Annotated in this window: 21 protein-coding genes; all 21 read right to left on the bottom strand. The window is 63.4% G+C overall.

Going from position 1 to position 9,570, the window contains the following annotated elements:
- Positions 1-29: 29 nt before the first annotated feature.
- Genes rplO through rpsJ form a run of 21 tightly spaced genes read right to left on the bottom strand, consistent with a single transcriptional unit; the run spans position 30 to position 9,487 of the window.
- Positions 30-545 (bottom strand): 50S ribosomal protein L15, encoded by a 516-nt coding sequence (gene rplO / locus OJJ21_RS13130; RefSeq protein WP_297686949.1) that lies wholly within the window; start codon positions 543-545, stop codon positions 30-32.
- A 47-nt stretch (positions 546-592) separates the two neighbouring features.
- Positions 593-802: a 50S ribosomal protein L30 gene (rpmD, locus tag OJJ21_RS13135; protein ID WP_297686951.1), complete on the bottom strand. Its 210-nt coding sequence runs from the start codon at positions 800-802 to the stop codon at positions 593-595.
- A 5-nt stretch (positions 803-807) separates the two neighbouring features.
- On the bottom strand, positions 808-1,383 hold the full coding sequence (gene rpsE, locus OJJ21_RS13140) for a 30S ribosomal protein S5 (protein WP_297686954.1): 576 nt from the start codon (positions 1,381-1,383) through the stop codon (positions 808-810).
- Positions 1,384-1,399: 16 nt separating this feature from the next.
- On the bottom strand, positions 1,400-1,753 hold the full coding sequence (rplR, locus tag OJJ21_RS13145) for a 50S ribosomal protein L18 (RefSeq protein WP_290817390.1): 354 nt from the start codon (positions 1,751-1,753) through the stop codon (positions 1,400-1,402).
- 29 nt (positions 1,754-1,782) lie between these two features.
- A complete protein-coding gene (gene rplF, locus OJJ21_RS13150; protein WP_297686956.1) occupies positions 1,783-2,316 on the bottom strand; it encodes a 50S ribosomal protein L6 in 534 nt (177 codons plus the stop codon).
- Positions 2,317-2,326: 10 nt separating this feature from the next.
- Positions 2,327-2,722: a 30S ribosomal protein S8 gene (gene rpsH, locus OJJ21_RS13155; RefSeq protein WP_297686958.1), complete on the bottom strand. Its 396-nt coding sequence runs from the start codon at positions 2,720-2,722 to the stop codon at positions 2,327-2,329.
- Positions 2,723-2,734: 12 nt separating this feature from the next.
- The gene (gene rpsN / locus OJJ21_RS13160; protein WP_297686977.1) at positions 2,735-3,040 is read right to left on the bottom strand and encodes a 30S ribosomal protein S14; all 306 of its coding nucleotides are present in this window, start codon (positions 3,038-3,040) and stop codon (positions 2,735-2,737) included.
- 20 nt (positions 3,041-3,060) lie between these two features.
- Positions 3,061-3,606 (bottom strand): 50S ribosomal protein L5, encoded by a 546-nt coding sequence (gene rplE / locus OJJ21_RS13165; protein WP_297686979.1) that lies wholly within the window; start codon positions 3,604-3,606, stop codon positions 3,061-3,063.
- Between the two features lie 11 nt (positions 3,607-3,617).
- Positions 3,618-3,941: a 50S ribosomal protein L24 gene (rplX, locus tag OJJ21_RS13170; protein ID WP_297686981.1), complete on the bottom strand. Its 324-nt coding sequence runs from the start codon at positions 3,939-3,941 to the stop codon at positions 3,618-3,620.
- 3 nt (positions 3,942-3,944) lie between these two features.
- Positions 3,945-4,313: a 50S ribosomal protein L14 gene (gene rplN, locus OJJ21_RS13175; RefSeq protein WP_297686983.1), complete on the bottom strand. Its 369-nt coding sequence runs from the start codon at positions 4,311-4,313 to the stop codon at positions 3,945-3,947.
- A 34-nt stretch (positions 4,314-4,347) separates the two neighbouring features.
- Positions 4,348-4,584, bottom strand: a complete 237-nt coding sequence (gene rpsQ / locus OJJ21_RS13180; protein ID WP_297686985.1) for a 30S ribosomal protein S17 — start codon at positions 4,582-4,584, stop codon at positions 4,348-4,350.
- A gap of 11 nt (positions 4,585-4,595) precedes the next feature.
- Positions 4,596-4,796 carry a 50S ribosomal protein L29 gene (rpmC, locus tag OJJ21_RS13185; RefSeq protein WP_297686987.1) on the bottom strand — a complete coding sequence of 67 codons (201 nt, stop codon included), beginning with the start codon at positions 4,794-4,796 and terminating at the stop codon, positions 4,596-4,598.
- A 3-nt stretch (positions 4,797-4,799) separates the two neighbouring features.
- Positions 4,800-5,219: a 50S ribosomal protein L16 gene (gene rplP, locus OJJ21_RS13190; RefSeq protein ID WP_297686989.1), complete on the bottom strand. Its 420-nt coding sequence runs from the start codon at positions 5,217-5,219 to the stop codon at positions 4,800-4,802.
- A gap of 16 nt (positions 5,220-5,235) precedes the next feature.
- On the bottom strand, positions 5,236-5,943 hold the full coding sequence (rpsC, locus tag OJJ21_RS13195; protein ID WP_297686991.1) for a 30S ribosomal protein S3: 708 nt from the start codon (positions 5,941-5,943) through the stop codon (positions 5,236-5,238).
- Positions 5,943-6,407, bottom strand: coding sequence for a 50S ribosomal protein L22 (gene rplV / locus OJJ21_RS13200; protein ID WP_297686993.1), 465 nt, complete (start codon positions 6,405-6,407; stop codon positions 5,943-5,945). Before rplV ends, rpsC begins: the two co-directional genes overlap by 1 nt.
- A gap of 2 nt (positions 6,408-6,409) precedes the next feature.
- Positions 6,410-6,688, bottom strand: a complete 279-nt coding sequence (rpsS, locus tag OJJ21_RS13205; protein ID WP_297686995.1) for a 30S ribosomal protein S19 — start codon at positions 6,686-6,688, stop codon at positions 6,410-6,412.
- Positions 6,689-6,707: 19 nt separating this feature from the next.
- Positions 6,708-7,544, bottom strand: coding sequence for a 50S ribosomal protein L2 (rplB, locus tag OJJ21_RS13210; protein ID WP_297686997.1), 837 nt, complete (start codon positions 7,542-7,544; stop codon positions 6,708-6,710).
- A 4-nt stretch (positions 7,545-7,548) separates the two neighbouring features.
- On the bottom strand, positions 7,549-7,842 hold the full coding sequence (locus OJJ21_RS13215) for a 50S ribosomal protein L23 (RefSeq protein ID WP_297686999.1): 294 nt from the start codon (positions 7,840-7,842) through the stop codon (positions 7,549-7,551).
- On the bottom strand, positions 7,839-8,459 hold the full coding sequence (rplD, locus tag OJJ21_RS13220; protein WP_297687008.1) for a 50S ribosomal protein L4: 621 nt from the start codon (positions 8,457-8,459) through the stop codon (positions 7,839-7,841). Before rplD ends, OJJ21_RS13215 begins: the two co-directional genes overlap by 4 nt.
- 24 nt (positions 8,460-8,483) lie before the next feature.
- Entirely contained in the window at positions 8,484-9,164 is a 681-nt protein-coding gene (gene rplC / locus OJJ21_RS13225) for a 50S ribosomal protein L3 (RefSeq protein WP_297687001.1), read from the bottom strand.
- 14 nt (positions 9,165-9,178) lie between these two features.
- Positions 9,179-9,487, bottom strand: coding sequence for a 30S ribosomal protein S10 (rpsJ, locus tag OJJ21_RS13230; protein WP_297687003.1), 309 nt, complete (start codon positions 9,485-9,487; stop codon positions 9,179-9,181).
- Positions 9,488-9,570 lie beyond the last annotated feature (83 nt).

Consider the following 9,570-nt stretch of genomic DNA (forward strand, 5'->3'; position numbering starts at 1 on the left):
GCCCCGCCGACGGACCTGAACGGTCTGTCTTACTTCTTCTTGCCCTTGGCCTTCTTCTCGGCCTTCGGTTCGGCATCGGCCTTCGCCGCGATCAGCGTAGTGATGCTGCCGCCGGCCTTCTCCACCGCCGCCTTGGCGGTGCCCGAGGCGCCGCTGACGGTGATGGTGATCTTGGCCTTCAGCTCGCCGGTGCCGAGCAGACGCACGCCGCCAGCCTTGCGCGAGCACAGGCCGGCCGCCTTCAGCGCCGCTTCGTCGATCGGCTGCGCCGCGTCGATCTTCTTCTTGTCGATGGCAGCCTGCAGCCGGCCGATATTCACAGTCTCGAAAGAGACCGGATTCAGCGGATTGAAGCCGCGCTTCGGCAGACGACGATAGATTGGGGTCTGACCGCCTTCGAAGCCATTGATGCTGACGCCGGTGCGGGCCTTCTGACCCTTGACGCCACGGCCAGAGGTCTTGCCCTTGCCGGAACCGATGCCGCGACCGACGCGCATGCGGTTCTTGCGGGCGCCCTCGTTGTCGGCAATCTGATTGAGACGCATGTTCCTAACCCTTCCGCTCGGGCCGGCCTGAGCCAGCCCTGTGATCCTTAGCCTTCGACCTGCAGCAGGTGCTGCACCTTGGCGATCATGCCGCGCACCGAGGGGGTATCCTCCAGCTCGCGGGTCTGATGCAGCTTGCGCAGACCCAGACCGACCAGCGTGCCCTGCTGGTCAGCAGTGCGCTTGTTGGCCGAACGGATCCAGGTGACCTTCACGGTCTTGCCGGCCGCCTTGGCCGTCTTCTTAGCTGCAGCCATGGGGCTTACTCCTCAGTCTCGGACTTGCGGCCGAGCAGGTCGGACACCTTCTTGCCGCGCTTGGACGCGATATGGCGCGGGGCGTTCAGGCCCTTGAGGGCCTCGAAGGTCGCCTTCACCATGTTGTGCGGGTTCGAAGAGCCGAGCGACTTGGTCACCACGTCGGCAACGCCGAGGGTTTCGAACACCGCGCGCATCGGACCGCCGGCGATGATGCCGGTACCGGCCGGAGCCGTACGCAGCACAACCTTACCGGCGCCATGACGGCCCTCGATGTCGTGATGCAGCGTGCGGCCTTCGCGCAGGTTGACGCGGATCATGTTGCGCTTGGCATGTTCGGTCGCCTTGCGGATCGCTTCCGGCACTTCGCGGGCCTTGCCCGAACCGTAACCGACGCGGCCCTTCTGATCGCCGACGACGACGAGAGCAGCGAAACCGAAGCGACGACCGCCCTTCACCACCTTGGCGACGCGATTGATGCTGACCAGCTTGTCGACGAGATCGTTCTCGCCGCGGTCGCGGTCACCACCGCGGTCGCCGCGATCGCGTCCGTCTCGTTCACCCCGTTGAGTAGCAGCCATTGTACCCAAACCTTTCTTAGAATTTCAGACCGGCTTCACGCGCCGCTTCCGCGAGCGCCTTGATGCGGCCGTGATAGAGATAGGCGCCGCGGTCGAAGGTCACATCGGTGACACCGGCGGCCTTGGCGCGCTCGGCGATCAGCTTGCCGACCTCGGAGGCCGCCTTGCTGTCGGCACCGGTCTTCAGCGAGCCGCGCAGGCCGGCTTCCAGCGACGAGGCAGCAGCAACGGTGACACCCTTCACGTCGTCGATGACCTGGGCGTAGATGTAACGCGACGAGCGATGCACACTCAGACGCGGACGACCATGCGCGGCGGCAACGATCTTGGTGCGGTTGCGCTGCTTGCGGCGCTCGTTCAGAGCGTTCAGGCGAGTCTTCTGGCTCATAGCGGCATCCCTTACTTCTTCTTGCCTTCCTTGCGCAGGATGGTCTCGGAGGCATACTTGATGCCCTTGCCCTTGTAGGGCTCCGGGGGCTTGATGCCGCGGATGTCCGCGGCGACCTTGCCGACCAACTGCTTGTCCGCGCCCGAGATCTTGATCGAGGTGGGCTTTTCCACCTTGATTTCGATACCGGCCGGGATCGGATAGATGACTTCGTGGCTGAAGCCCATGTTCAGCTGCAGGTTCTTGCCCTGCATCGCCGCACGCAGGCCGACGCCGTTGATTTCCAGCTCCTCGTTGAAGCCGTCCTTGACGCCCTTGACCAGGTTGTTCACCAGCGTGCGCTGCATGCCCCACATGGAGCGGGCGCGGCGGGTGACCTGACGCGGCTTGACGGTGATCTTGCCGTCAACCAGCGTGACGTCGAGATCTTCCACGATGGTGAGCTTGAGCTCGCCCTTCGGGCCCTTGGCGGTCAGGGTCTGGCCGGCCAACTGGACCTGCACGCCCTGCGGCACGGGAACCGGATGCTTGCCGATACGCGACATGATCAGCTCCTTAGAACACGCGGCAGAGGACTTCGCCGCCAACATTGGCGGAACGAGCCTCAGTGTCGGACATCACGCCGCGCGGGGTGGACAGGATCGAGATCCCGAGACCGCCACGCACCTTGCCGAGGTCCTTGATTGCCGAATACACGCGACGGCCTGGCTTCGAGACACGATCGATGGTCTTGATGACCGGCTCGCCCTCGAAATACTTCAGCTCGATGCGCAGGTTGCGCTTGTTGCCATCTTCCTGCAGCTCGTAGCCGCGGATATAGCCTTCCTTTTTGAGCACTTCGAGCACGTTCATACGCAGCTTCGAAGCCGGGGAGGCGATTGCCGCCTTACCCGCCTGCTGCCCGTTACGAATGCGGGCAAGCATATCGCCCAGGGGATCGGTCAGAGCCATCTGTTGCTCTCCTTACCAGCTAGACTTTGTCATGCCCGGGATCTGGCCGCTCGAGGCCAGTTCACGCAGCATGTTGCGCGACAGTTTCAGCTTGCGATACACGGCGCGCGGACGGCCGGTCAGTTCGCAGCGGTTGCGCACACGGATCTTTGCGGAGTTGCGCGGCAGTTCGGCCAGCTTCAGGGCCGCTTCGAAACGCTCTTCCGGGGTGACACTCTTGTTCTTGATCGTCGCCTTCAGCTTCGCGCGCTTAGCGGCGAACTGCACCGACATCTTGCGGCGACGCTCATTCTTTTCAACAGCACTGGTCTTAGCCATATCCGGTGTCCCTTCTCGGCTCAGCTCTGGAACGGCATGCGGAAACCGGCCAGCAGGGCCTTGGCTTCCTCATCCGTCTTCGCCGTGGTGCAGATGATGATGTCCATGCCGCGGGCTGAATCGACCTTGTCGTAATCGATTTCCGGGAAAATGAACTGCTCCTTCAGGCCGAGCGCGTAGTTGCCGCGGCCGTCGAAGCTCTTGCCGTTCACACCGCGGAAGTCGCGCACGCGCGGCAGGGCGATGTTGATCAGGCGGTCCAGGAACTCATACATGTGGTCGCGGCGCAGCGTCACCTTGCAGCCGACCGCCTGGCCTTCGCGCAGCTTGAAATTCGCGATCGCCTTGCGGGCCTTGGTCAGGATCGGCTTCTGGCCGGTGATCGCAGCCATTTCAGCAGCGGCAGCCGTGATCTTCTTGGAATCCTGAGCCGCTTCGCCCACGCCCATGTTGACGACGATCTTGGTGATCTTCGGCACTTCCATGGAGTTCTTGTAGCCGAACTTCTCGGTCAGCTGCTTGCGGACCTGCTGTTCGTAGATGTCTTTCATACGCAGATTGGCCATATCAGCCTCCATCAGCGATCGATGACTTCGCCGGAGCGCTTGGCAAAGCGCACCTTGCGGCCATCATCAAGGAATTTCACGCCAACGCGGGTCGGCTTGCCGTCCTTGGGATCGGCCAGCATCACGTTGGAGACATGCAGCGGGGCTTCGCGCTGCTCGATGCCGCCGGTCGCGGTGCGGCTCGGCTTCACATGCTTGGTCACCTTGTTGGCGCCGGCGACGGTCACGCGATTGGTCTCGCGGCTGACGCTCAGCACCTCGCCGGCCACGCCCTTCGAGCGGCCCGACACAACGACGACCTTGTCGCCCTTCTTGATCTTCATAGCTTCGGCCATGGCTTACAGAACCTCCGGCGCCAGCGAAATGATCTTCATATGGCCCTTGCCGCGCAGCTCGCGGGTGACCGGCCCGAAGATACGGGTGCCGATCGGCTCTTCCTGCTTGTTGATCAGGACGGCGGCGTTGCGGTCGAAGCGGATGGCGCTGCCATCGGCGCGGCGGATTTCCTTCGCCGTGCGGACGATGACGGCACGATGCACGTCGCCCTTCTTGACCTTGCCGCGCGGGATCGCGTCCTTGACGGACACGACGATCACATCGCCGACCTGGGCCGTCTTACGCTTGGACCCACCCAGCACCTTGATGCACTGGACTCGGCGCGCGCCCGAATTGTCGGCGACGTCGAGATTGGTTTCCACTTGGATCATTGGACCTGTACCTCGCTAACTATCTATGTGCGGTTCAGGAGGCGTTTTCGACGACGATCCAGCGCTTAAGCTTGGAGATCGGCTTCGATTCCTGAATCGACACAACCTCGCCCTCTTTCCGAGAATTGCTCTCGTCATGGGCATGGTAGTTCTTCGAACGACGGATGAACTTCTTGTAGACGGGGTCCATGATGCGTCGTTCAACCTTCACGACGACGGTCTTGTTGCCCTTGTTGCTCACCACGACGCCCTGCAATACGCGCTTCGGCATCCTATTTCTCCTTACGCCTTCTTGGCGCCGGCCTGCTTATGCAGGGCGGTGCGCACTCGGGCGACGTCGCGGCGCACTTGCTTGACGCGCGCGGTGTTCTCCAGCTGACCCGTCGCCTTCTGGAAGCGCAGGTTGAACTGCTCCTTCTTCAGGTCGACAAGCTTGGTGTTCAGCTCGTCCTTGGTCTTACCGACCAGTTCACTGCTCTTCATGGCTTATGCTCCCTCACCCAGGCGGGTGACGACCTTGGTCTTGATCGGCAGCTTGGCGGCGCCGAGCAGGAAGGCTTCCTTGGCGAGATTCGCCGGGATGCCGTCGAGTTCGAACATGATGCGGCCGGGCTTGACGCGGGCCACCCACAATTCGGGCGCGCCCTTGCCGGAACCCATGCGGACTTCGGCCGGCTTCTTCGACACCGGCACATCCGGGAACACGCGGATCCACATGCGCCCTTGGCGCTTGATGTGGCGGGTGATCGCACGGCGGCAGGCCTCGATCTGGCGCGCGGTGACGCGCGCCGGCTCGAGCGCCTTCAGGCCGAAGGCGCCGAAATTGAGGTCGGTGCCACCCTTGGCAACGCCCTTGATACGGCCCTTAAAGGCCTTGCGGAACTTGGTACGCTTCGGTTGCAACATCTCTCGTTACTCCCGGTCAGCCCTGACGGCCGCCCTGATGACCCTGGTGACCCTGGGTCTGCTCGGCCAGGCGCTTGTCCTGGGCCATCGGGTCATGAGCCATGATCTCGCCCTTGAACACCCACACCTTCACGCCGCAGCTGCCGTAGGCAGTCTTGGCGGTGGCGCGGGCAAAATCGACGTCGGCGCGCAGCGTATGCAGCGGCACGCGACCTTCGCGATACCACTCAACGCGGGCGATTTCGGCGCCGCCGAGACGGCCGCCGCAGTTGATGCGGATGCCGCCGGCGCCCAGACGCATCGCCGACTGCACGGCGCGCTTCATGGCGCGGCGGAACGCCACGCGGCGCTCCAGCTGCTGGGCGATATTCTCGGCCACCAGCTTGGCATCGAGTTCCGGCTTGCGGATCTCGACGATGTTCAGGTGCACTTCCGACTTGGTCATCTTGGCCAGGTCGGAACGCAGCTTCTCGATGTCGGCGCCCTTCTTGCCGATCACCACGCCCGGACGCGCCGAGTGGATGGTGATGCGGGCCTTCTTGGCCGGACGCTCGATGACGATGCGGGCGACGCCGGCCTGGGCCAGGCGCTGCTCGAGATACTTGCGGATCTTCAGATCCTCATGCAGCAGGCCTGCGTATTCCTTGTCGCTGGCATACCAGCGGGAATCCCAGGTGCGATTGATGCCGAGACGAAGCCCGACCGGATTGACTTTCTGACCCATTACGCCTGCTCCCCGCTCTGCACTTCAGCCGTGTCAGCCTTCGGGGCCGACTTGGCGCCCTTCGACTTGGCCTTGGCCGGAGCCTTCTTCTCTTCTTCGCGCTCGCGCACCACGATGGTGATGTGGCTGAACGGTTTCAGGATCGGCGCGCCGCGACCGCGGGCGCGGGCGTGGAAACGCCGCATCACCAGGCCCTTGCCGACGCTGGCTTCGGCGACGACCAGGCGGTCGACGTCGAGCTGATGATTGTTCTCGGCATTGGCGATCGCCGACTGGAGGACCTTGCGGACATCCTGGGCGATACGACGCTTGGAGAAGGTGAGCTCGGACAGGGCCGCCTCGACCCGCTTGCCGCGGATCAGACCGGCCACCACACCAAGCTTCCGGGGGCTAACACGGATGTTGCGCCCCACGGCCATGGCCTCGTTCTCGCCGAGGCGGGTTTCGCGCGCCTGCTTGCTCATGGTTACTTCTTCGCCTTCTTGTCGCCGGCGGTGTGACCAGGGAAGGTACGGGTCGGCGAGAACTCGCCGAACTTATGCCCGACCATATCCTCGGTCACGTTCACCGGGATGAACTTGTTGCCGTTATGAACGCCGAAGGTCAGGCCGACGAACTGCGGCATGATCGTCGAACGCCGCGACCAGGTCTTGATGACCTCCTTGCGGCCCGACGACGCAACCTTGTCGGCCTTGCTCAGCAGATACCCGTCAACGAACGGGCCTTTCCAGACAGAACGAGTCACGATGTACCTCCTAGCCCGATCAGCTGTGCTTGCCCGGCGGGCGACGGCGCAGAATCATATTCTGCGTCCGCTTGTTGTTACGCGTGCGCTTACCCTTGGTGTTCTTGCCCCACGGGGTCACCGGATGACGACCGCCAGAAGTGCGACCTTCACCACCACCATGCGGATGGTCGATCGGGTTCATGGCGACGCCGCGAACGGTCGGGCGAACGCCCATCCAGCGCTTGCGGCCAGCCTTGCCAAGCTTGGTGTTCTGGTTGTCCGGGTTGGACACGGCGCCGATGGTGGCCATGCACTCGGCCTGCACCAGACGCTGCTCACCCGAAGCCAGGCGCACCAGGGCCATGCCCTGATCCTTGCCGACCAGCTGCACGAAGCTGCCGGCCGAACGGGCCATCTGGCCACCCTTGCCCGGCTTCATCTCCACATTGTGGATGATGGTGCCGACCGGGATCGACTTCAGCGGCATCGCATTGCCCGGCTTGATGTCGGCCTTCTCGCCCGACACCACGCGGTCGCCGGCCTTCAGGCGCTGCGGGGCGATGATGTAGGCGAGCTCACCGTCATCGTACTTGATCAGCGCGATGAAGGCGGTGCGGTTCGGATCATACTCGATCCGCTCGACCACGGCGCCGATATCGAACTTGCGGCGCTTGAAGTCGATCATGCGGTAGCGGCGCTTGTGGCCACCACCGATGTGACGGGTCGTGATACGACCGAAATGGTTGCGGCCACCCGTCTTCTTCAGGCCCTCGGTCAGCTCCTTGACCGGACGGCCCTTGTAGAGCTGCGAACGGTCGATGAGCACGAGGCCGCGGGTCGACGGCGTAACTGGCTTGTAAGTCTTCAACGCCATGGCTTTAGATCCCCGTCGTCACGTCGATCTTGTGGCCGTCGGCGAGGGTAACCATCGCCTTCTTCCAATCCGAGCGCTGGCCCGGTTCGCCACGAAACAGTTTAACCTTGCCCTTGCTGCGGAGCGTGTTGACAGCCTTCACCTTGACCTTGAACAGCGCCTCGACGGCGGCCTTGATCTGCGGCTTGGTGGCGGTCAGCGGCACCTTGAAGGTGACCTGGTTGTACTCGGAAGTACGGGTCGCCTTTTCGGTGATCACCGGCGCGAGGATCACATCATAGTGGTTCACGTTGGTCATTTCAGGCGAGCCTCCAGAGCCTCGACCGCGGCCTTGGTCAGAACCAGGGTGTCACGGCGCAGGATGTCGTACACGTTGGCGCCCTGCTCCGGCAGAACGTCGACGTTGTGGATCGCACGGATGGCGCGGGCGAAATTCTCGTCCAGCACCTTGCCGTCGATGACCAGCGCGCTCTCCAGGCCCATGCCCTTCAGTTTGCCGGCCAGCTCCTTGGTCTTGCCGACCGAGAGAACGGCGTTATCGACGATCTTCAGCTTGCCTTCGGCCAGCTTGGTCGACAGCGCGGTCTTCAGCGCCAGCTTGCGGACCTTCTTCGGCAGGTCGATGGCGTGGCTGTGCGGCACCGGGCCGAAAGCCTTGCCACCGCCGCGGAACTGCGGAGCGCGAACACCGCCGTGGCGGGCGCCGCCCGACCCCTTCTGCTTGACGATCTTGCGGGTCGAGCCTGCAACTTCGCCATAGGTCTTGGTCTTGTGCGTGCCCTGCTGGCGCTTGGCAAGCTGCCAGATCACGTAGCGCTGCAGCAGGTCGGCGCGCGGCGGCAGGCCGAACACGTCCTTGGACAGCGCGAGCTTGCCCGAGTCTTTGTTCTCCAGCGTCGTCACGGCGACTTCGATTGTCTCAGCCATGATCATCTACCCTTACTTGGCGGCCTTGAGAGCGGCCGGCATCGGCAGATCCTTGGCGCGCGGCTTCTTCACCGCGTCACGGACCACCACATACTGACCCTCGGAGCCGGGAATGCTGCCCTTGACCATGATCAGGCCGCGATCAGCGTCCGTGCGCACGATCTGCAGGTTCTGCTGGGTGCGCTGACGGTCGCCCATATGGCCGGCCATCTTCTTGCCCTTGAACACCTTGCCCGGATCCTGGCGCTGACCGGTCGAACCGTGGCTACGATGGCTGACCGACACGCCGTGGCTGGCTTCGAGGCCGCGGAAATTGTGCCGCTTCATGACACCGGCAAAGCCCTTGCCGATCGTCGTGCCCGTCACATCGACGAACTGGCCGACGATGAAATGCTCCACCGACAGTTCGGCACCGACTTCCACCAGCGCCTCGGCCGGAACGCGGAACTCTACAAGCTTGCGCTTGGGTTCGACATTCGCCTTGGCGAAGTGGCCGCGCAGGGCCTTGGTGACATTCTTCGGCTTGGCGGCATCGACGCCGAGCTGGAGAGCCGTGTAGCCATCCTTCTCAGCGGTGCGCTGCGCCACCACCTGGCAATTGTCCACCTTCAGCACGGTGACGGGCACATGTGTGCCGTCCTCCGAGAACAGCCGGGTCATCCCCAGCTTGCGTGCAACCAATCCGGTCCGCATGGGTCCAATTCCCCTTACAGCTTGATCTCGACATCCACGCCGGCGGCGAGGTCGAGCTTCATCAGCGCGTCCACGGTCTGCGGCGTCGGATCGACGATGTCGAGCAAACGCTTGTGGGTGCGGATCTCGAACTGCTCGCGCGACTTCTTGTCGATGTGCGGCGAACGGTTCACGGTGAACCGCTCGATGTGGGTCGGCAGCGGGATCGGGCCACGCACGCGCGCACCAGTGCGCTTGGCGGTGGAGACGATCTCGCTTGTGCTCTGATCGAGCACCCGATGATCGAACGCCTTGAGGCGGATGCGGATATTCTGACTATCCATTGTCCTGTGTCCTGTCTGACGCTCGGTACTTACGCGATGACCTTGGCGACGACGCCGGCGCCGACGGTACGGCCGCCTTCGCG

The sequence above is a fragment of the Ferrovibrio sp. genome (genome assembly GCF_025869515.1).
GTDB lineage: Bacteria > Pseudomonadota > Alphaproteobacteria > Ferrovibrionales > Ferrovibrionaceae > Ferrovibrio.